We start from the raw sequence: 20,068 nt of genomic DNA, 5'->3' as shown, positions 1-20,068 counted from the left end.
CTTCCAGCACGGGATGACGGCTTGGCCGCAGTGCGGACACGCCGAACGCGCCGCCGTCATCCTCAGCGCCGATCCGGCAGGTAGGCCTCGGCCAGCTGGTTGAGGTGCAGACGCTCGGCGTCGCGCAGGAACGGGGCCAGCAGCATGAAGACCTGGTGGATGCCCAGGCGAATGGCCTCCTGCTCGTCGCGCTCGCCGCGCACCGCGCTGAAGTTCAGCCAGAACGTGGCGATGACGAGGATGTTGTCGGCGGTGGCGCGGATCTCGTCGGCCGAGGCGCGCATCACGCCGGCGCGCACCATGGCGCGCATCACCCCGGTGGCGTTGTCCGAGGCGCGTTTCAGGATGCGGGAAAAGTGCAGGCGCAGCTTGCGGTTGCGGGTCAGGATGTCGACCAGATCGCGGAACAGGAAGCGGTAGTCCCAGATGCACTCGTAGACCGCGTGCAGCTGCATCCAGAGGTCTTCCAGCCCGGGCAGGCGGTCGTCGGGCACGATCAGCACCCGGTCGATGCGCTCTTCGTAGCGCGCGAACAGGTGCGCGACGATGTCGTCCTTGTTGCGGAAGTGGTAGTAGAGATTGCCGGGGCTGATTTCCAGCTCGTCGGCGATGTGGTTGGTGGTGACGTTGGGTTCGCCCAGCGTGTTGAACATCACCAGGCTGGTGTCGAGGATGCGCTCGCGCGTGCCGCGTGCCATGGATCAGCCGACGAGCTTTCGCACCAGCGCGACGTACTTCTTCATCGCCTCCTCCCGCGAGGTGCCGGCCAGTTTTCCCCAGGCGTCGTACTTGGCGGTGCCCACGAAGTCGAAGAAGCCGGGCTTGGGGCCGTTGACGTCGCCCTCCGATCCCTGCTTGTAGAGGGCGTAGAGCTTGAGCAGGGTGTTTTCATCGGGGCGCTCGACAAGGCTTTTCACGTCCTTGGCGGCCTGTTCGAACTGGGCGGAAAGATCGGGCACGGCAGGTTCCTTGTGGTCGAGCGCATCGCGCGTGGGCAGTGTCATAACATGCGCCCGGGAATGCGTCAAAGGCGGGCCCGATATCCGGGTGACAGTGCGGGGCTATCTGGTTATCGTTGCGCGAACGATCAGTCACGCGGTGCGGGGGCGCGCAGGGCGCAGACGCGGACGCGGGCCGATGCACGAGGAGAGGGGAGCATGAGCTATTTCGTCACCGGTGCCACCGGTTTCATCGGGCGCCACCTGGTCGCCAACCTGCTAAAGCGCAAGGGCACGGTGTATGTGCTGGTGCGCCGAGGGTCGCAGAAGAAACTCGACGCGCTGGTCGAACGCATGGGCTGGGACGCGCGGCGCATCGTCGCGGTGCCGGGCGATCTGGCCAAGCCACGCCTGGGCGTGAGCGCCGACAAGGTGGACGAGCTCAAGGGCAAGGTCCGGCACTTCTTCCACCTGGCCGCGATCTACGACCTGGCGGCCGATGGACCGAGCCAGGTACTGGCCAACGTCGAGGGGACGCGCAACGCCGTGGCGCTGGCCGAAGCCATCAGCGCCGGCTGCTTCCACCACGCCAGCTCGATCGCGGTCGCGGGGCTGTATCCGGGCACCTTCCGCGAGGACATGTTCGACGAGGCCGAGGACCTCGATCACCCCTATTTCCGCACCAAGCACGATTCGGAAAAAGTGGTGCGCGAGGAATGCAGCCGGCCGTACCGCATCTACCGTCCCGGCATGGTGGTGGGGCACTCGAAGACCGGCGAGATCGACAAGATCGATGGGCCCTACTATTTCTTCGGCGCACTCAAGAAGCTGCGCGAGATGATGCCGCCGTGGATGCCGATGATCGGCATCGAGGGCGGGCGGGTGAACCTGGTGCCGGTGGATTACGTGGCCGACGCGATGGACCACATCGCGCACAAGCCCGGCCTCAACGGCGGCTGCTTCCACCTGACCGATCCGAACCCGCGCCGCATTGGCGAGGTGCTGAACCTGTTTGCCCGCGCCGGCCACGCGCCGCAGATGACCATGCGGCTGGATGCGCGGATGTTCTCGTTCGTGCCGTTCCCGATCAAGGCGACGCTGGGCAACCTGCCGCCGGTCAAGCGCTTCACCGGCATGCTGCTGCGCGACCTCGGGATTCCGAAGGAGGTGATCGGGCTGATCACCTATTCCACCCGTTTCGATTCACGCGAGACCGAGCGCGCGCTCAAGGGCAGCGGAATCAGGCTTCCCGACCTGGACGACTACGCCTGGCGCCTGTGGGACTACTGGGAACGCCATCTGGACCCGGCGCTGTTCGTCGACCGCAGCCTCAAGGGCAAGGTCAAGGGCAAGGTGGTGCTGATCACCGGCGGCTCCTCGGGCATCGGCAAGGCCACCGCGCTGAAGGTCGCCGCGGCCGGGGCCACGACGATCATCGTGGCGCGCGGCGAGGAGGAGCTCTTTGCCACCCGCGACGAGATCCTCGCGGCGGGCGGCACCTGCCACGCCTACACCTGCGATCTGGCCGACATGGTCTCGTGCGATGCGCTGGTGGACAAGGTCGTCGCCGAGCACGGCGGCGTGGATGTGCTGGTGAACAACGCCGGACGCTCGATCCGGCGCTCGATCGAGCTGTCCTACGACCGCTTCCACGACTTCGAACGCACCATGCAGCTCAACTACTTCGGTTCGCTGCGGCTCATCATGGGCTTCCTGCCGAAGATGACCGAGCGCCGGCGCGGGCACATCATCAACATCAGCTCCATCGGCGTGTTGGCCAACTCGCCGCGCTTCTCGGCCTATGTGGCCTCCAAGGCGGCGCTGGACGCCTTCAGTCGCTGTGCGCAGGGCGAGCTTTCGGGCAAGGGCATCGTGTTCACCACGATCAACATGCCGCTGGTGAAGACGCCGATGATCGCCCCGACGAAAATGTACGACAGCGTGCCCACGCTCACGCCGGACGAGGCGGCGGATCTCGTCGTGCAGGGCATCATCGAGCGGCCCAGCCGTATCGCCACGCGCCTTGGCATCTTCGCCAGCGTGGTCAACGCGTTGGCTCCGAAGGCTTACGAAGTGGTGATGAGCACCGCGTTCGAGCTGTTCCCCGACTCGGCCGCTGCCAAGGGCCTCCCGGGCGCGCGTGAGGGCGATGCGCCGCAGGCCACCAGCGAGCAGATCGCCTTTGCGGCGCTGATGCGCGGGGTGCACTGGTAGGCGCAGGGCGGGTTCCCGCAGCAGAAAAAATCGGGCCCGCCATGTGCGGGCCCGATGCGTATGGCGCTGCGGCAGCCGCCGTCAGCGCAGCGGAGCGGATTCGAATCCGTCGGAGAAGATGGCTTCGGCCACCGCTGCGCAGTCCACGTCCACGTTGGTGACATTCGCCGCGCCCACGATGCCGTTCGGGTTGGACACCGTGCACGCCTGCCCGGTTGGCTGGGTGTGGACGGTGACCGCATAGGCGTCGCCCGAGGGCAGGCCGGGGGCGAAGGCGTAGAGGCCGTTGCTGCTGCGCGACAGGGTCAGGTTGCCGTTGAGCTGGAGCACCAGGGTGCCCGCCGTCATCCCGCGGATCCGCCCACCGATGCTGTAGCTCTGCGGCGGGATGTCGGCACAGTTCACCGCGACGTTGGTGACGTTGGCTCCGGCGATGGTGCCGCTGCCGTGGGCGATCGAACAGGTCTGCCCGCCGGGCGCGCTGTTCAGCGTCACGGCGTAGGGCGTCCCGTTGGCGAGCGGGGTGGGGAAGGTGAAGACACCGTCCGTTGGAACCGCCAGCGCCGCGCCGCCGTTGAGCCGCAGGCTCAGGCCGCTGCCGGAGGTGCCGCTGGCCGCACCGCCCACGGAATAGGATGCCACGGGGTTCACGGTGAGCGAGACGGGAACCTCGAACGCCGGGTTGACGGGATCGCTGCTGTCGACGCACAGCCTGGCACCGTAGCTGCCGGCCGCCAGCAGCGCGGCGTCGGCGGTCACCGTGATCTGCGTCGAACCGCCGCTCGACACGCTGCCGCTGGCGGGCGTCGCGTCGAGCCAGGCCACCGCGCCGGGGCTGGCGCAGCTGGCGGGAGCGGTGGTGACCAGATAGTCCAGCGTGCTGCCCGGGCCGCCACCGTTGCCGAGGGTCAGCGCGGCGCTGGCCGAGCTGCCGGCATTGGCGCTGAGGCTGATCGACGCGGGCGTGAGGCTGGCGACCGGATCGGGAATGGTGCCGGCGATGGGGGCCAGCGTCTGCAGCGTGTAGCCTGCCGGCGATCCGGATTCGGCCACGCGCAGCTCGCTGATCGAGGCGACAGGCGGGCGGTTCGCGGTGATCGAAAAAGCATAGAGGGTGCCCCAGTCGAGCGTTGCGCCGGCGGGTGCGGTCCACGAAAGCTGGCCGCCGGTGCTGCTGGCGATCCAGTCGTTGCCGGCGTCCAGGTCGCCGTCGCTGAACCACAGATCGGTGATCGTGGCGTCGCTCGGCACCGGCAGGCTGAAGCGGTCGAAGCCGGTGCTGCTCAGCACCCGCAGGTTGGGCTCGCTGCCCTGCATGACGGCGCGCGAGAAGTCGAGGTTGTGCAGGGCGTAGTCGTAGCGCCAGGTGCCGTTGCCCAGATCGGTGGCGCGCACCGCGAGTTTGGCGCGGCCCTCGGGCGTATCCAGCTCGACGTTGGCCACCTGGGTGCCGGCCGGCACGCTTTCACTCACCCATCGGTCCGTGACCGAGCCGAGCTTGAAGTCGGAATAGCCCAGGTTCCAGGCCGATCCGCTCCAGGTCGGCGTGGCCACGACCGAGGCCTGCGAGTTGTAGATGTTGATATCGTCGCGCGCGATGTACCAGGAGTCGAACAGATAGGTCGCGCCGGGGTTCTTGGTGGCGCTGATCTGCGGCTCGTGGACGACCATGCGGCGAACGTAGCCGTCATTGGCAGGTTGCGGGTTGGTGTTGCTGCCGACGCAGCCGGGATCGAACAGCGAGCCGCAGCGGCCCCACAGGCCCCGGGCCGGGACGATCTCGCTGCGGAAGGACAGATCGCCGTTGGTGTCGTTGTTGCCGTCGCTGTAGGTGTCCGAGCAGCCGCGTCCGAGGATGTGGCTGTCGTGGTTCTCACCCGGTTCACAGCTGCTGTTGGTGGTGAGCCAGGCGTGCTTGACCCCGGAGCGGGCGATCTGCTCGATGCGGCCGTTGGCGTTGATGCGGTACAGGTTCCAGATCAGGTAGGGGTGCTGGTCGTTGCCGTGTGGCGCGTAGTTGCCGGTGAACTTCTGGCGCCAGGGAATATCGGCGCCCCACAGCGCCGTGCTGGTGCCCAGCGCGCCCTGGCTGGGGATGGTGACCTGGCTGGTGCCGTTGTTGCGGTTGTTGCGCAGGGTGGAGCTGGGTGCGAACACCATGCGCCCGCTGCCGTCCGGCCCGGTCGTGCCGCTCTGGCGCTTGCGCACCAGGGACATCGATTGCATGAAGAGGTCGGCCTGGTAGATGGTGCCGGCCGGCTGGCCCGGTACCGGATCGCCGTGCCAGTGGCTGGGCACCGGATCGGCGGCCGGGATCAAGGCGCCGTTGGGGCCGTCCGCCACCAGCAGTTCGGTGAGGATTTCCAGGTCCGCCACCGACTGGTGCGCCATCCAGGGCGCGCTCATGCGCTCGGCGAGCTGCCAGGAAATGCGCATGTCGGCGGTGTAGATGGCCAGCACGCGGCCCTGGCCGACGATCTCGTACATCAGCCGGTCGATGTAGAACCAGGCCTTGCCGTCCTGGCTGACGACGTCCAGGAACATCGGGTTGAGCGGACTGGGCTGGAGGCGAAAATCGGTGAGGTCGATCGTGCCGGCGTCGTTGGGCAGGGTGATGAGGTAGCCGCCTTCCACCTGCAGCGAGCCGCCGGTGAATCCGTCGAACTGGTGCTGGTGGGTGCGGAACTGGATGCTGCCGCTGCGGCGCATGGAGAAGAGGTCGCCCACTGCGGCCTGGCGCAACCCGATGCCGTTGTCGGTCAGGCGCGGTGAGTCGAGCGGCAGGCTGCGTTCCGGGGTGCCGATGACGGCACCTTCGTCCTGCAGGTACTGGCTCCAGCGCAGCACCACCGAGCCGCCCCAGGCCGCCCATTGGGTTTGCGCGGCGGTGGCTTTCGACGTGGGCGACGCCTTGGCGTCGGCGGCATGTCCCGCAGCCGATGCCAGCGCCAGGGAAAATGCAAGGGGAATCAACATGATGTATTTCATCGGGTCACTGCCTGCTGGGAACAAGTGGCGTATCCGTCCGGCTTGCGGAACTCCGGGCGGTGCGCATTCGGGGGGGCTATTCAAAGCCGTCGCGGAAGATTTCCGTCGGAACCGCAAGATGGATGCTTTGGATCAGTTCGGGCGGTGACTTGCCGTACGTTTCCCACAGCGCGTGCATGAACTGGCCGCGCGTCTGGTCCTTGGGGCCGACCACGGCGGGGCGGTTGGGGCCGCCGGCGCACAGGAGATTTTCGCCGGCAAAGCCGCGTTCGACCGCCTGGTTGCGCAGGAACTCGATGTATTCCCGGCTCGAGGTCTGATAGTAGAGCCGCGCCGTGACGGTGAACGGGGCCTGCGCGCCGGCCGGCAGCGTGACGACGTAGTCAGCCTGATCGTGGTTCACCAGCACGCCGCTGCCGGGCGTGGTTTCCGGGTAGACGTGCGCGACCGGCCGCAGCTGATAGCCGTTCGGATCGACGGCGGTGGCGGGGCGAAAGCCCAGCGGCGGAATGCGGTTGTCCTTGACCACGCAGTCGTTGAGGGCGAAGTGGAAGATGGGGCGACCCTGGTCGTCCTTCACGTCGCAGGTGCCGGTGCCGTTGCGGTTCCAGATGCCCTGCAGCACCTCGTAGACGCGCGCCTGCGGATCCTGGTCGAGCGTGGCACTGGCGATGTCGTAGGCGGCGCTTTCGAACACCAGCGCACTGGCGGCATCCTTCACCTGCAGGTTCAGCCACATGCGCCGCCCTTCGCCGTAGCCGCTGGGGAGCTTGTGGCCGGAGCGGTTGGTGACCGTGATGCGCGCGCCCAGACTGCCGGGCGTGGTGGCGCTCGGCGCGGTGTAGGCCGTGAGCGTGGCTTCCAGTGCGGCGGCCGAGGCGAGCATCTGGCGCGCCCATTCGACGGTGTTGGTCAGCTCGGCCTGGCGGCCGATGCCGCCGCTGCTGCCGGGAATGGCGGAGGTGTCAGAGTACTCGCCGCGGATGATCTGCGGGATCCAGGTATTGCCGCCCGCGAAGGCGTGCACCGGCAGGTTGCCGCTGCGGTTGGGGCCGCCGACGGCGGCGCTGGCGTTGGGGTCCTGGCTGTCGGGCATGTGGCAGCCCTGGCAGGCGCGCGCGTTCGGGTCGCCGGATTGGGCGTAGGCGCTCTGCTCCCACTCGCTGTAGGTGCGTTCGATCGGGAAGGGCTGCCCGGTGTCGGTGCCGTCGTCGAGCTTCAGGGTCTTGAACGGCCCCGTGCCGAGGTCGGGCGAGGAGACGTCGTGGCAGCCGCCGCAGACCGCGCCGTCGGCATGGAAGGCCGATTGCGACCAGGGGTGCGGCGGGCCGAAGCCGCCCGGCGCATAGCTGTACGGCCCGCGCCGGCACGGCTCGCCGTCGCTGCCGTTGCATTCGGTGTCGTCGACCCAGGCATCGCCGTTGCCGATCCGGACCGGTTCGCCGTTGGGCCCTTCGGGCGAGAGGCGGTGGCAGTAGTGGCACGCCACGCCTTCGTAGTCGCTGTTGAAGTCGGTCGCATCGAGCGTACCTTCCAGCAGGCAGCCGGCCGCGCCCTTGGCCAGATCGGAGACCTGTCCGCCGCCGCCGGTCTTGGAGACCCGGCCGCCGTACCAGCCGGCCGGCGTATGGCAGCGCAGGCAGAAGTCACCGACGCCTGGAACATCCGCGTTGGCCACATCGAGTGCCGCCCAGAACAGCGGGTCGCGCATGGCCTGGGCCATCATCGATCCACCCCAGGTGGATGCAGGCCGGTACTGCTGCTGGCTGCTGTTCGCCGCGCCGTGGCAACCGCCACACGATCCGGCAGGCTGCAGCGGAAACAGCAGCCCCGGCTGGGTGCCGTGCGGGGTGAAGTCCGTGCCGCCGACGGGCGACAGCAGGTTCGCGACCGACCACCAGTTCGGTGCGGGTTCGGCCCGGGCCGTGAGCGTCCCGAGTGCGAGCATCAGCACAATTGAAACAGGCAGGAACCTTGGATCAGGCATCAATGGCGTCACACGGCAGCCCCGGTGGGCGGACGACCCCTGTTGGACGCCTCCGGGGGAAACGGCGTCGCATCGTGAACGCGGCCGAGTCTAGTGGCAACTGGATCGCATCGTCATGTGCAGTCGCGCAAAGGCAGGCACCTTGAGTGGAATGGCGCACGGACGGTTACACTGCCGCCCTGCGTGCGTCCTGACGCTGCGGTCCGGCCGATCCGGCCCGGCCCGGTTCGCGACGAACCCGCGGCCCGCGTTGCGGTCTGACGCCCGGGCGCACGCCGACTCCCCCGATCTGATCCGGATACCGCAATGAATCCCTTTACCTGGCCGTTTCGAGCGCAATTCGCCTTTGGTGCCCTCGCCTGCGCGGCACTCCTGGGCTATGCGATCTACTCCCAGTACCAGCTTTTCCTCGATCCCTGCCCGCTGTGCATCTTCCAGCGCGTGGTGTTCATCGCCATGGGCATCGTCTTCCTGCTGGGCTTCCTGCACGGTCCCAAGGGCTGGGGGCGCAAGGTCTACGGCACGCTGGTGTTCTTCATCGGCATGGTCGGCGTCGGCATCGCGGGTCGCCACGTCTGGCTGCAGCACCTGCCGCCGGATCAGGTGCCGGCCTGCGGTCCGGGCCTGGAGTACATGCTGCAGGCGTTCCCGATGCAGAAGGCCCTGTCCATGGTGTTCACGGGATCGGGCGAATGTGCCAAGGCGGACTGGTTTTTCCTGGGCCTGTCGATGCCGGCCTGGACCCTGATCTGGTTCGCCTTCCTGGCCCTGGGCGCGCTCTGGGCCGGGTTCCGCCGGCGCTGAGCGCCGCGCGGGCGCGCCGTGGCGCGCTGTGGCATGATGGCGCACCGCAACATTTTTCCGGAAACCGCCATGAGCGCTGCCGAGAATCGCCCCGAACCCGTCCGTGACGCCGAGCGCTGGTCGCCGGAGTCGTGGCAGGGTTTCCCGGCGCTGCAGCAGCCGGTCTATCGCGATGCGGAGGCGCTGGCCGCGGCCAAGGCCGAGCTGTCCCGGCTGCCGCCGCTGGTGACCTCGTGGGAAGTCTTCGAGCTCAAGCGCCAGCTCGCCGAGGCGCAGGAAGGCAAGCGCTTCCTGCTGCAGGGCGGCGATTGCGCCGAAAGCTTTTCCGACTGCGATTCGACCATCATCTCCAACCGCCTCAAGGTGCTGCTGCAGATGAGCGTGGCCCTGGTCTACGGCCTGCGGCTGCCGATCATCCGGGTCGGTCGCTTCGCCGGCCAGTACGCCAAGCCGCGCTCGGCCGACACCGAAACCCGCGACGGGGTGACCTTGCCCTGCTATCGTGGCGAACTGGTGAATGACGCCGCGTTCACCGCGCAGGCGCGCGAACCCGAGCCGCGCCGCATGATCAAGGCCCACGCGCGTTCGGCGATGACGATGAACTTCGTGCGTGCGCTGATCGAGGGTGGTTTCGCCGATCTGCACCACCCCGAATACTGGGATCTGGACTGGATGCGGCATTCGCCGCGCGCGGCCGACTACCAGCACATGATCAACGCCATCGGCAGCGGCGTGCGCTTCATGGAAACGCTGTCGGGCACGCGCATCCACAACGTCAACCGCGTCGATTTCTTCACCTCGCACGAGGCGCTGCTGCTGCCTTACGAGGAATGCCTCACCCGCCAGGTGCCGCGCCAGTGGGGCTGGTTCAACCTCGCCACGCACTTCCCGTGGATCGGCCTGCGTACCGCCGACATCGACGGAGCGCACGTGGAATACATGCGCGGCCTGCGCAATCCGATCGCGGTCAAGGTGGGCGCATCCGGCTCGCCGGACGACCTGATCCGCCTGATCGATCGCCTCAACCCGGAAAACGAACCGGGCCGCCTGACCCTGATCCACCGCATGGGTCGTGCCGGCATCGCGCGCGGCCTGCCGCCATTGCTGGACGTGGTCAGGCGCGAAGGCCGGCGGGTGCTGTGGGTGGCCGATCCCATGCACGGCAATACCGAGAACACCACGGTCGGCGTCAAGACCCGCCGCTTCGAGAACATCTTCGGCGAGCTGGAGCTGGCCTTCGACCTGCACGCGGCCGAAGGCACGCGCCTGGGCGGCGTGCACCTGGAGCTGACCGGCGAGAATGTCACCGAATGCCTGGGCGGTGCGCGCGACCTCACCGAAGCCGACCTGGCCCGGGCCTACCGCTCCACCGTCGATCCGCGCCTCAACTACGAGCAGTCGCTGGAGCTGGCGATGCTGATCGTGCGCAAGCGCGGCGTGGTGCCGGTTCCGCTTTGAGCCCCCGACGAAGATTTCGTGGGCGGGATCAACAAGGTGCCGGGGGGCGGAAGAAGTCGGGCAAGGGCACGGACTGGCCGCTCGTGCGGTCGATCCAAACCAGCACCACGTGGCCATCGGCGTGCAGGACCCGGCCATCGGCGGACTCGATGCGGTGCTCGATGGTCAGGCTGGTGTTGCCGATGCGGCTGATTTTCTGGGTGACGACGAGTTCGGCCGGCCAGCCGATCGGTGCCCGGTAGTTGAGCTGCACCGCAGCCATCACCGGCGCCGCGCCCATCGCGTCCCAGTCGCTGGTGAAGGTGTGCAGCCACTGCACCCTGGTTTCCTCCAGATAGCGCAGATAGCTGGCGTTGTTGACGTGGTTGTAGGCGTCCAGATCACCCCAGCGAACCGCGATGCGGAACTGGAACTCGGACTGCGCGGGCGCGGTGTCGGTCATGCGGATTTCCTCGTTGCAGCGAGCAGCGGGGCAAGGAACTGCCCGGTATGCGAAGCGGGCGTCGCGGCGATGGTTTCTGGCGTGCCGGCGGCCAGGATGGTGCCGCCGCGATGTCCGCCTTCCGGGCCGAGATCCACGACCCAGTCGGCGGTCTTGATGACATCCAGGTTGTGCTCGATCACCACCACGGTATTGCCGTCGTCGCGCAGGCGATGCAGCACGGTCAGCAGCTGCTCGATGTCGTGGAAGTGCAGGCCCGTGGTGGGCTCGTCCAGCAGGTAGAGGGTGCGCCCGGTGTCGCGGCGCGACAGCTCCTTGGACAGCTTCACCCGCTGCGCCTCGCCGCCCGAGAGCGTCGTCGCCGGCTGGCCGAGCGTGATGTACGAAAGCCCGACCTGCACCAGGGTTTCGAGCTTGCGCGCCAACGCAGGCACGGGCTGGAACAGCGCCAGCGCGTCTTCCACCGTCATCTCCAGCACGTCGTGGATGGTGTGGCCCTTGTAGGTGATGTCGAGGGTTTCGCGGTTGTAGCGTTTGCCGTGGCACAGGTCGCAGGGCACGTAGACATCGGGCAGGAAGTGCATTTCGACCTTGATCAGCCCGTCGCCCTGACAGGCTTCGCAGCGCCCGCCCCGGACGTTGAAGCTGAAGCGCCCCGGCCCGTAGCCGCGTGCGCGCGCCTCGGGCACCTGGGCGAACAGTTCGCGCAGCGGGGTGAACAGCCCGGTGTAGGTGGCCGGGTTGGAGCGCGGCGTGCGGCCGATCGGGGCCTGGTTGATGTCCACCACTTTGTCGAACTGTTCGAGCCCGTCGATCCGGTCGAACGCTGCCGCGGTCTGGGTCGAAGCACCGTTGAGCGCGGTGGCCGCGAGCGGATGCAGGGTGTCGTTGACGAGCGTCGACTTGCCCGAGCCGGACACGCCGGTGATGCAGGTGAAGCGCCCGACCGGGATTTCCAGATCGACCGACTTGAGGTTGTTGCCGCGCGCGCCGGTGAGGCGCAGCCACGCATCGGGTTCCGGCGGATGGCGCGCCGGCACGGCGATGGCGCGCTGTCCGGAGAGGAACTGGCCGGTGATCGAGCGCGGGCTGGCGAGGATGTCCGCGAGTCGGCCCTGCGCCACCACCTCGCCGCCGTGGATGCCGGCACCCGGACCGATGTCGACGATGTGGTCGGCCAGCCGGATGGCGTCTTCGTCGTGCTCCACCACGATCACCGTGTTGCCCAAGTCGCGCAGACGCTCCAGCGTGCCCAGGAGGCGCGCATTGTCGCGCTGGTGCAGGCCGATGGAGGGTTCATCCAGTACGTACATCACGCCGACCAGTCCCGCGCCGATCTGGCTCGCCAGCCGGATGCGCTGGGCCTCGCCGCCGGAGAGCGAGTCGGCCTGGCGGTCGAGGGTCAGGTAGTCCAATCCCACGTCGACCAGGAAGCGCAGGCGCTCGCGGATTTCCTTGACGATGCGCCGCGCGATCTCACCGCGCCAGCCGTCCAGCGCGAGGTCGGCGAAGAAGGCGCTGGCCTCGTCGATCGGCAGCGCGGTGAGCGAGGGCAGGGTGCGGTCGGCCACGAACACGCTGCGCGCGGAGCGGTTGAGGCGCTGGCCATCGCAGTCCGGGCAGGGGCGGTTGCTGATGTACTTGGACAGCTCCTCGCGCACCAGCGAGGATTCGGTTTCGCGGTAGCGCCGCTCCAGGTTCGGAACGATGCCCTCGAAGCGGTGCCTGCGCTGGCTGCGCGATCCGGCTTCGGTGACATAGGTGAAGCTGATCTGCTCCTCGCCGCTGCCGTGCAGCACGACGTTGCGCACCTTTTCCGGCAGTGCGCGCCAGGGCGTGTCGAAATCGAAGTCGTAGTGCCTGGCCAGCGCGGCGATGAGCTGGAAATAATAATGGTTGCGCCGATCCCAGCCGCGCACCGCGCCGGCGGCCAGACTCAGCTCGGGATGGGTGACCACGCGCGCCGGGTCGAAGTACTGGGTCACGCCCAGCCCGTCGCAGCCGGGGCAGGCTCCCATCGGCGCATTGAAGGAAAACAGGCGCGGCTCCAGTTCGGGCAGGGCGTAGTCGCACACCGGGCAGGAATAGCGCGAGGAGAAGAGCTGCTCGGGTGCCGATGCATCGTCCATGTCCGCCACCCGCGCCAGGCCGTCGCCCAGGCGCAGCGCGGTCTCGAAGGATTCGGCCAGGCGCTGCTTGATGTCCTCGCGCGGGCGGAAGCGGTCGATCACCGCCTCGATGGTGTGCTTGACCCGCAGCGCGAGCTTGGGCGGGTCGTCCAGCTCGATCACCTCGCCGTCCACCCGCGCGCGCACCAGTCCCTGCGCACGCAGCTGCTCGAACACCTGCACGTGCTCGCCCTTGCGCTCGCGCACCACCGGGGCCAGCAGCATCCAGCGCTTTTCCGGATCGAGCGCCAGCGTGGCATCGACCATCTGGCTGACGGTCTGCGCCTCCAGCGGGAAGCCGTGGTCGGGGCAGCGCGGCGTGCCGACGCGCGCATACAGCAGGCGCAGGTAGTCGTAGACCTCGGTGATCGTGCCCACGGTCGAGCGCGGGTTGTGCGAGGTCGACTTCTGCTCGATCGAAATGGCCGGCGACAGGCCCTCGATGTGGTCGATGTCGGGCTTGTCCATCACCGAGAGGAACTGGCGCGCGTAGGACGACAGCGATTCCACGTAGCGGCGCTGGCCCTCGGCATAGATCGTGTCGAAGGCGAGCGAACTCTTGCCCGAGCCGGACAGCCCGGTGATGACGATCAGGCGGTTGCGCGGCAGGTCGAGGTCGATGTTCTTGAGGTTGTGCGTGCGCGCACCGCGCAGGCGGATGGTGTCCATGCCGGGTAGGAAGCCTGAGGCGACCAGGCAGTCTAGCAGTCGCGATGCGTTGCAATCTGGGGACGGAAGCGCACCTGATCAACACCGCCGCCCGAAGCGCGCAGGCCGATTGTCGGAGCGGGCGGGTTTGACGCGGCGACCGGCGGCAGCGATAATTCACGGCTCCCTGCGCGTTTGCGTGTCGTGCGCGGGAGGCTACCCTTCCGGGCGTTCGTCCGGTTCGAGAATAACTACAGAGGTAAAGTATGTCGTATGCAGTCATTGTGACGGGCGGCAAGCAATACCGCGTGATGCCGGGCGAGACCCTGCGCGTGGAGAAGCTGGATGCCGAGGTCGGTGCCACGGTCGATTTCGACCAGGTGCTGCTCGTGGGTACGGGTGAGGACGTCCGCATCGGTGATGCGGTGAACGGGGCCAAGGTCACGGCCACGATCAAGAGCCATGGCCGCGCGGACAAGATCCGCATCATCAAGTTCCGCCGCCGCAAGCACCATCGCAAGCAGATGGGCCACCGTCAGCACTACACCGAGATCCAGATCACCGGCATCGCCGGCTGATCCCAGGCACAGGAGACACGAGCCATGGCACACAAAAAGGCAGGCGGCAGCACCCGCAACGGCCGCGATTCCAATCCCAAGTACCTGGGCGTGAAGGTGTTCGGTGGCCAGGCCATCGACGCCGGCAACATCATCGTGCGCCAGCGCGGGACGCAGTTCCATCCGGGTCCGGGCGTTGGCCTCGGGCGCGACCACACCCTGTTCGCCCTGGTCGACGGCACCGTCGAGTTCTCGGTCAAGGGTCCGAACAGCCGCCGCACGGTCAGCGTCGTTTCGGCCTGACCGCCCCCTGCGGCACCACGGAAAACCCCGCTGCGGCGGGGTTTTTTGTGGGGGTGAGAGTGAGTAATCGGGAATCGAAACGACGTCGGGTTTCCCGCGTCGTCGCGCCCGCACCACTTCCGCACCCCGTCACGCTACGCTTCACCAATCCCGAATCCCCAATCCCGGCTCCTACCCCATGAAACTCGTCGACGAAGCAGACATCCTGGTCAAGGCCGGTGACGGCGGGAACGGTTGCGTCAGCTTCCGCCGCGAGAAGTTCATTCCCAAGGGCGGGCCGGACGGTGGTGACGGCGGCAGCGGCGGCAGCGTCTGGCTGGTGGCCGACGAGAACCTCAACACCCTGGTCGACTTCCGCCACCAGCGCCGCTTCCAGGCGCAGCGCGGCGAGGACGGCATGGGCCGGCAGATGTACGGCCGCGGCGGCGAAGACATCGAGATCCGCGTGCCGGTCGGCACCGTGGTCATGAACCTGGCCACCGATGAGGAGATCGGCGACCTGGTGCGGCACGGCCAGCGGCTCAAGGTGGCCGAGGGCGGCCGTGGCGGGCTGGGGAACATGCACTTCAAGAGTTCCACCAACCGCGCGCCGCGCCAGTCCACGCCCGGAACCCCCGGCGACGAGCGGGATCTGCGGCTGGAGCTGAAGCTGCTGGCCGACGTCGGCCTGCTGGGCTTTCCCAACGCCGGCAAGAGCACTTTCATCCGCGCCGTGTCGGCGGCCACCCCGCGCGTGGCGGACTATCCCTTCACCACCCTCTATCCGAACCTGGGCGTGGTCAGCATCGCGCGCGACCAGAGCTTCGTGGTGGCCGACATTCCCGGCCTGATCGAGGGTGCGGCCGAAGGCGCGGGCCTGGGCATCACCTTCCTCAAGCACGTGCAGCGCACCCGCATCCTGCTGCACCTGGTCGACGTGGCCCCGTTCGAGCTGGATCGGGACCCGGTCGAGGTGATCACCGGGGAAGTGCGGACGATCGAGTCCGAGCTGGCGCGCTTCGATCCGGCGCTGCTGGAGAAGCCGCGCTGGCTGCTGCTCAACAAGATCGACCTTCTGCCCGAAGACGAACGCGCGGCGCGCGTCGACGCGGTGCTCGCGGCGCTGGGCTGGACCGCGCCGGCGTTCGCCATTTCGGCCATCGCCAAGGACGGTACCTGGAGCGTCTGCCAGCGACTCATGGAAGCCCTGGATGCGCTGCGCGCGCAGGAGCGCGAGGCCGTCGCTGACCGGGCGCAGGACCGGGAGGCGGACGCGGAAGGGCCGATTGGCACCGTCGGCGATGGTGACTGACAGCCGCATCGCGCGTGCCGCGGGCGTATCCGCAGGCGCGGGCGTCCGCGCGATGCCCCGGATCGGCCACCGTTTCGCCATGCGCGCGAGGCAAAAAACAAGGCCGGCGAATGCCGGCCTTGCAGGATTTTCCGAGTCTGCCGGGTGCCGGTCAGGCGGCGTTGATCGCGCGGATGCGCGCGGTCAGGCGGCTCTTGTGACGGGCAGCCTTGTTCTTGTGGATCAGGCCGCGGGAAGCGTAGCGATCAAGGATGGGCTCGGCCGCCTTGTAGGCGTCCTGGGCACCGGTCGCGTCGTTGGCCTGGATGGCCTTGAGCACCTTCTTCACATAGGTGCGCAGCATCGAGCGCTGGCTGGCATTGCGGGCATTGCGGTCGACGGCCTGGCGGGCGCGCTTCTTCGAGGATTTGATGTTGGCCAAGGGAGTGCTCCTGGGGATTCGGGTGGCAGATTCGGGAAAAGACCGCTAATTATGGTGATTTCCAGCGCTTTCGTCAATTCATCGGGGGTGTCGTGAGCCGCGGCGGGGGGCTGTTCCGTTCAACCGCCGTGTTCGGCGCGATGACGCTGCTCTCGCGCCTGGCGGGCTTTGCCCGCGACGTGATCCAGGCGCGCCTGTTCGGTGCCGGCAGCCTGGTGGATGCCTTCACCGTGGCTTATCAGGTGCCCAACTATCTGCGCCGCATCTTCGCGGAAGGCTCGTTCGCCTCGGCCTTTGTGCCCGTCCTGTCCGAACTGCGCCAGAAGGGCGATGCGGCGGCGCTGAAGTCCTTCGCCGATCACGTGGCCGGCGCGCTGTGCGCGGTGCTGCTGGTGGTGACCGGCCTGGGAATGCTCGCCGCTCCCTGGATCGCGACGCCGATGGCACCGGGCTTTGCCGCCGAGCCGGGCAAGCTGGAACTCACCACCGAGATGCTGCGCATCGTCTTTCCGTACATTTTCTTCATCTCGATGACGGCGCTCGCCGGCGGCGTGCTCAACAGCTTCCAGCGTTTCGCGCTGCCGGCGCTGACGCCGGTGCTGCACAACCTCACGCTGATTGCCGCGATGCTGTGGCTGGCCTCGCGCCTGGATCGCCCGATCATGGCGCTGGCCTGGGGCGTGCTGGCCGCCGGCGCGCTTCAGATGGCGCTGCTGTGGCCAGCGCTGCGCCGCTACGGGCTGTTTCCGCGCCTGCGGCTGGATTTCCGCCATCCGGGCGTGCGCCGCGTGTTCTCGCTGATGCTGCCGACCCTGTTTTCCTCCTCGGTGGCGCAGCTCAACCTGATCGTGGGGACGATCTTTGCCTCGCTCCTGGCCGAGGGCAGCCGCGCCTACCTTTATTATTCGGATCGGCTGGTGGAGCTTCCGCTGGGGCTGTTCGGGGTGGCGCTGGGTACGGTGATCCTGCCGCACCTCTCGCGCCGCCATGCCGATACCGATGCCGCCGGCTTCAGCGCCTCGCTTGACTGGGGCCTGCGCACCGTCCTGCTGGGCGCGGTGCCGGCCGCGCTCGGCCTGCTGTTCCTGGCCGAGCCGCTGGTGGCCACGATCTACCAGCGCGGCGAGTTCAGCGCCGAAGCCGCGCGGATGACCGCGATGAGCCTGTCCGCGATGAGCCTGGCGATCCCGGCCTTCATGCTGTCCAAGGTGCTGGCACCGGCGTTCTACTCGCGCCAGGACACGAAGACCCCAATGCGCGCGGCGATCATCACGGTGGTGCTGAACATTTCGCTGATGACCGCCATCGTCACGCCGCTGTGGCGCTACGGGGTGTACGGGGCGCACGCGGGAATCGCGCTGGCGACGGCGCTGGCGGGTATCGGCAATGCCTTCCTGCTGTGGCGCTACCTGCGCCGCGACGGCGTGTGGACGGCGGCACCGGGCTGGGGCAGGGTGCTGCTGCGCATCGCCGTGGCCGGCGTGGCCATGGTGGCGGTGCTCATCGCGCTGCGGATTGGGCCGTGGGACTGGCGCGCGCTGCACGGCGCGACGCGCTGGCTGTGGCTGGCGCTGGTCATCGCCGCAGGTGCCGGAACCTACGCCGTGGCGCTGCTGGCGTTCGGCTGGCGGCCGCGCGAACTGCGGCATTCGGATTGAGGACGCAATGAGCGCGTTTCCCTCGCTGGTCGACGCCGCCGAACGGCGCATCGACAATTTCCTGCCGCTGCGCCATCTGGCTGCGTGGCTGGTGATCTACGGGCACAGCTATCCGCTGGGCAACAACGTCCTGGAACAGAAGGACGTGCTTCACGCCTGGCTGCCGGGGTTTTCGATCAGCCGCTGCGCCGTGTTCCTGTTCTTTGCGATCAGCGGCTACCTGCTGACCTCCAGCCTGCTGCGCCATCCTTCGGTGCTGCGCTACGCCTGGCATCGGGTGCTGCGCATCTATCCCGCGTATCTGGTATGCCTGCTGCTGTGCGTGCTGGCGCTGGGCGCGTGCTTCACGAGCTGGCCGCTGGCCGACTATTTCCTTGCACCGGAAACCCGGGAACATCTGCGCCACAACCTGATGCCGACAAGCTTCGTCTGGACCCTGCCGGGCGTGTTCGAGAGCAATCCCTATCCGGGCGTGGTGAATGGTTCGCTCTGGTCGCTGGGGCTGGAGGTGCGCTGGTACTTCTGGCTCGGCCTGCTGCTGGCCCTGGGCATGGTGCGCCGCCGGCGCGCATTCACCGTCGTGGTGGGGGCATGGCTGCTGCACGCCGCATGGCAATCGATCCAGGGTGTGCCCGATCCGCTCGGCTATCGCGCGCTGGCGCAGACCTTCCTGCTGGCGGCGCTCGCGGCGCAGTGGGGGCGGTACCTGCGGCCCTCGCATCGGTGGGCGATGACGGCGCTGGTGCTGCTGTGGCTGGCCCGCGCAGGCGACTGGATCGCCCTGGCGATGCCGCTGGTGGCGGTACTGTTCACGCTCTGGGTGGCCTACCGCCTGCCGCGGCTGTGCTGGCCGGGAAACCGCGACTACTCCTACGGCATCTTTCTCTATGGATTCCCGGTGCAGCAGGCGGTGATGGCGACCTGGCCGTCGCTTTCACCAACGGCACTGTGCGTGGTCTCCACGGTGCTGGTGCTGCCGCTTGCGCTGGCGTCCTGGCATCTGGTCGAGCGGCCGGCGCTGCGCTGGGGCACGTCGCGGCGGCCAGTGCGGCAGGCCGCGATCCGCGCTGCCGGCGCCGAAGGCGGCTGAAGCCGTCCGAACGGACGAATCGGCGAAGGTATACTTGCGCATTTTCCACCCGGCCGACGCGTTGCACGCGCGCGGCGCGCCCACCTGCGAGTGAATCTGTGACCGCCCCCGGCGTTGACTTCCGCCTGTTCCGCGACATCGACGGCGTCCCTCTGTGTCCTTCAGGCAGCGTGGTGTGCATCGGTGCGTTCGACGGATTGCACCTGGGGCACCGCGCCCTGATCGAGGCGGCGCGCGCGTCGGCGCGGGCGCGCGGTCTGCCGCTGGTGGTACTGAGCTTCGAACCGCTGCCGCGCGAGTTTTTCGCGCAGGGTGCCAAGCCGCCGCGGCTGGTGCTGCCGCGCACCAAGATCGACGGGCTGGCGCGCCTCGGCGCGGACGTGGTGGGCCTGCTGCGTTTCAATGCGGCGATGACGCGGATGACGCCGGAGCAGTTCGTCGCGCGCGCCGTGATGGCGCGACTGGCGGCGCGCGAGGTCTGGGTCGGGCGCGACTTCCGCTTCGGCCACGGCCGCGCGGGTGACGTGGGCGCGCTGCGGACGATGGGCGCGCGGGCGGGCTTCAGCGTCCATGCCATCGAGGACGTGACGATCAACGGCGAGCGCGTGTCCAGCTCGCGCATCCGCCAGGCGCTGGTGGCGGGTGAACTGGACCACGCGGCGCGGCTGCTGGGCCGGCGCTATGCGATCGACGGGCGCGTGGTGCGCGGCGCGCAGCTCGGCCGGCGGCTCGGCTATCCTACGGCAAACCTTCGATTCGGCGGAAAAACTCCAGCGTTGTCAGGAATCTACGCGACATTCGTGCATGGCGTTGGAGATTCGCCGCGCGCCAGCGTTTCCAGCCTCGGCACGCGGCCCACGGTCAATGGACGCGAGCCGCTGCTGGAGGCGCACCTGTTCGATTTCGACGGCGATCTGTACGGTCGTCGCATCGAGGTGGAGTTCGTCGCCAAGCTGCGCGAGGAGCTGAAGTTCGACGATCTGGATGCGATGGTCGAGCAGATCCATCGCGATGCCGATGATGCCCGCCGCGTGCTGGGTGCGGCAGCGGCAACAGCCTTGCGGCAGCCCGTATTCTGAGCCGGCCCGGATCGCCGGGCTG

Annotated in this window: 16 protein-coding genes; 9 read left to right on the top strand and 7 right to left on the bottom strand. The window is 68.1% G+C overall.

The annotated features are described in order from the left end of the window. Positions 1–62: 62 nt before the first annotated feature. Both WB794_RS02920 and WB794_RS02915 read right to left on the bottom strand, forming a co-directional pair. A complete protein-coding gene (locus tag WB794_RS02920; protein WP_337334346.1) occupies positions 63–698 on the bottom strand; it encodes a TetR/AcrR family transcriptional regulator in 636 nt (211 codons plus the stop codon). Positions 699–701: 3 nt separating this feature from the next. Continuing rightward, on the bottom strand, positions 702–1,004 hold the full coding sequence (locus WB794_RS02915) for an acyl-CoA-binding protein (RefSeq protein WP_415926632.1): 303 nt from the start codon (positions 1,002–1,004) through the stop codon (positions 702–704). A gap of 153 nt (positions 1,005–1,157) precedes the next feature. Here WB794_RS02915 and WB794_RS02910 point away from each other — a divergent pair, with 153 nt between their 5' ends. Further along, positions 1,158–3,152 carry an SDR family oxidoreductase gene (locus WB794_RS02910; protein ID WP_337334345.1) on the top strand — a complete coding sequence of 665 codons (1,995 nt, stop codon included), beginning with the start codon at positions 1,158–1,160 and terminating at the stop codon, positions 3,150–3,152. 81 nt (positions 3,153–3,233) lie between these two features. Here the strand turns inward: WB794_RS02910 and WB794_RS02905 are convergent, their stop codons facing one another. Both WB794_RS02905 and WB794_RS02900 read right to left on the bottom strand, forming a co-directional pair. Then, entirely contained in the window at positions 3,234–6,128 is a 2,895-nt protein-coding gene (locus tag WB794_RS02905; RefSeq protein ID WP_337334344.1) for a hypothetical protein, read from the bottom strand. An 88-nt stretch (positions 6,129–6,216) separates the two neighbouring features. Then, positions 6,217–8,088, bottom strand: coding sequence for a hypothetical protein (locus tag WB794_RS02900; RefSeq protein WP_337334343.1), 1,872 nt, complete (start codon positions 8,086–8,088; stop codon positions 6,217–6,219). 345 nt (positions 8,089–8,433) lie between these two features. Between WB794_RS02900 and WB794_RS02895 the strand changes: the two genes are divergently transcribed. Both WB794_RS02895 and WB794_RS02890 read left to right on the top strand, forming a co-directional pair. Further along, the gene (locus WB794_RS02895) at positions 8,434–8,931 is read left to right on the top strand and encodes a disulfide bond formation protein B (RefSeq protein ID WP_337334342.1); all 498 of its coding nucleotides are present in this window, start codon (positions 8,434–8,436) and stop codon (positions 8,929–8,931) included. 69 nt (positions 8,932–9,000) lie between these two features. Further along, on the top strand, positions 9,001–10,389 hold the full coding sequence (locus WB794_RS02890) for a class II 3-deoxy-7-phosphoheptulonate synthase (RefSeq protein ID WP_337334341.1): 1,389 nt from the start codon (positions 9,001–9,003) through the stop codon (positions 10,387–10,389). A gap of 28 nt (positions 10,390–10,417) precedes the next feature. Here the strand turns inward: WB794_RS02890 and WB794_RS02885 are convergent, their stop codons facing one another. Together WB794_RS02885 and uvrA are read right to left on the bottom strand one after the other, a co-directional pair. Continuing rightward, entirely contained in the window at positions 10,418–10,831 is a 414-nt protein-coding gene (locus WB794_RS02885) for an acyl-CoA thioesterase (RefSeq protein ID WP_337334340.1), read from the bottom strand. After that, positions 10,828–13,668 carry an excinuclease ABC subunit UvrA gene (gene uvrA, locus WB794_RS02880; RefSeq protein ID WP_337334339.1) on the bottom strand — a complete coding sequence of 947 codons (2,841 nt, stop codon included), beginning with the start codon at positions 13,666–13,668 and terminating at the stop codon, positions 10,828–10,830. Before uvrA ends, WB794_RS02885 begins: the two co-directional genes overlap by 4 nt. Before the next feature lie 245 nt (positions 13,669–13,913). On the opposite strand from uvrA, the gene rplU reads away from it, so the two are divergent. From rplU to cgtA, 3 genes are all read left to right on the top strand, one after another. Beyond that, complete coding sequence (gene rplU, locus WB794_RS02875; RefSeq protein WP_337334338.1) at positions 13,914–14,225, top strand: 50S ribosomal protein L21; 312 nt, start codon at positions 13,914–13,916, stop codon at positions 14,223–14,225. A 24-nt stretch (positions 14,226–14,249) separates the two neighbouring features. Beyond that, entirely contained in the window at positions 14,250–14,507 is a 258-nt protein-coding gene (gene rpmA, locus WB794_RS02870; protein ID WP_337334337.1) for a 50S ribosomal protein L27, read from the top strand. 178 nt (positions 14,508–14,685) lie between these two features. Then, on the top strand, positions 14,686–15,798 hold the full coding sequence (gene cgtA, locus WB794_RS02865) for an Obg family GTPase CgtA (RefSeq protein ID WP_337334336.1): 1,113 nt from the start codon (positions 14,686–14,688) through the stop codon (positions 15,796–15,798). A 151-nt stretch (positions 15,799–15,949) separates the two neighbouring features. On the opposite strand, the gene rpsT is transcribed toward cgtA, so the two are convergent. Continuing rightward, positions 15,950–16,219, bottom strand: a complete 270-nt coding sequence (rpsT, locus tag WB794_RS02860; RefSeq protein WP_337334335.1) for a 30S ribosomal protein S20 — start codon at positions 16,217–16,219, stop codon at positions 15,950–15,952. A 92-nt stretch (positions 16,220–16,311) separates the two neighbouring features. Here rpsT and murJ point away from each other — a divergent pair, with 92 nt between their 5' ends. The 3 genes from murJ to WB794_RS02845 all read left to right on the top strand — a co-directional run bounded on the left by murJ (position 16,312) and on the right by WB794_RS02845 (position 20,046). Next, complete coding sequence (gene murJ / locus WB794_RS02855; protein ID WP_337334334.1) at positions 16,312–17,877, top strand: murein biosynthesis integral membrane protein MurJ; 1,566 nt, start codon at positions 16,312–16,314, stop codon at positions 17,875–17,877. Positions 17,878–17,884: 7 nt separating this feature from the next. After that, a complete protein-coding gene (locus tag WB794_RS02850) occupies positions 17,885–18,967 on the top strand; it encodes an acyltransferase family protein (RefSeq protein WP_337334333.1) in 1,083 nt (360 codons plus the stop codon). Positions 18,968–19,065: 98 nt separating this feature from the next. Continuing rightward, a complete protein-coding gene (locus tag WB794_RS02845) occupies positions 19,066–20,046 on the top strand; it encodes a bifunctional riboflavin kinase/FAD synthetase (protein ID WP_337334332.1) in 981 nt (326 codons plus the stop codon). Positions 20,047–20,068: the final 22 nt, after the last annotated feature.

This window comes from Denitratimonas tolerans, assembly GCF_037203605.1.
GTDB classification, from domain to species: Bacteria; Pseudomonadota; Gammaproteobacteria; order Xanthomonadales; family Xanthomonadaceae; genus Denitratimonas; species Denitratimonas tolerans.
The sequence above is the reverse complement of the archived record's forward strand: the minus strand, read 5'-3'. Positions and strand labels throughout refer to the sequence as shown.

What these genes read in the sequence shown, in the direction of transcription:
- WB794_RS02885 (WP_337334340.1), bottom strand. Translation starts at nt 10,831, where the DNA reads ATGACCGACACCGCGCCCGCGCAGTCCGAGTTCCAGTTCCGCATCGCG.
- rplU (WP_337334338.1), top strand. Translation starts at nt 13,914, where the DNA reads ATGTCGTATGCAGTCATTGTGACGGGCGGCAAGCAATACCGCGTGATG.
- WB794_RS02850 (WP_337334333.1), top strand. Translation starts at nt 17,885, where the DNA reads ATGAGCGCGTTTCCCTCGCTGGTCGACGCCGCCGAACGGCGCATCGAC.
- WB794_RS02920 (WP_337334346.1), bottom strand. Translation starts at nt 698, where the DNA reads ATGGCACGCGGCACGCGCGAGCGCATCCTCGACACCAGCCTGGTGATG.
- WB794_RS02910 (WP_337334345.1), top strand. Translation starts at nt 1,158, where the DNA reads ATGAGCTATTTCGTCACCGGTGCCACCGGTTTCATCGGGCGCCACCTG.
- WB794_RS02915 (WP_415926632.1), bottom strand. Translation starts at nt 1,004, where the DNA reads ATGACACTGCCCACGCGCGATGCGCTCGACCACAAGGAACCTGCCGTG.
- WB794_RS02890 (WP_337334341.1), top strand. Translation starts at nt 9,001, where the DNA reads ATGAGCGCTGCCGAGAATCGCCCCGAACCCGTCCGTGACGCCGAGCGC.
- uvrA (WP_337334339.1), bottom strand. Translation starts at nt 13,668, where the DNA reads ATGGACACCATCCGCCTGCGCGGTGCGCGCACGCACAACCTCAAGAAC.
- cgtA (WP_337334336.1), top strand. Translation starts at nt 14,686, where the DNA reads ATGAAACTCGTCGACGAAGCAGACATCCTGGTCAAGGCCGGTGACGGC.
- rpmA (WP_337334337.1), top strand. Translation starts at nt 14,250, where the DNA reads ATGGCACACAAAAAGGCAGGCGGCAGCACCCGCAACGGCCGCGATTCC.
- WB794_RS02900 (WP_337334343.1), bottom strand. Translation starts at nt 8,088, where the DNA reads ATGCTCGCACTCGGGACGCTCACGGCCCGGGCCGAACCCGCACCGAAC.
- WB794_RS02905 (WP_337334344.1), bottom strand. Translation starts at nt 6,128, where the DNA reads ATGTTGATTCCCCTTGCATTTTCCCTGGCGCTGGCATCGGCTGCGGGA.
- WB794_RS02895 (WP_337334342.1), top strand. Translation starts at nt 8,434, where the DNA reads ATGAATCCCTTTACCTGGCCGTTTCGAGCGCAATTCGCCTTTGGTGCC.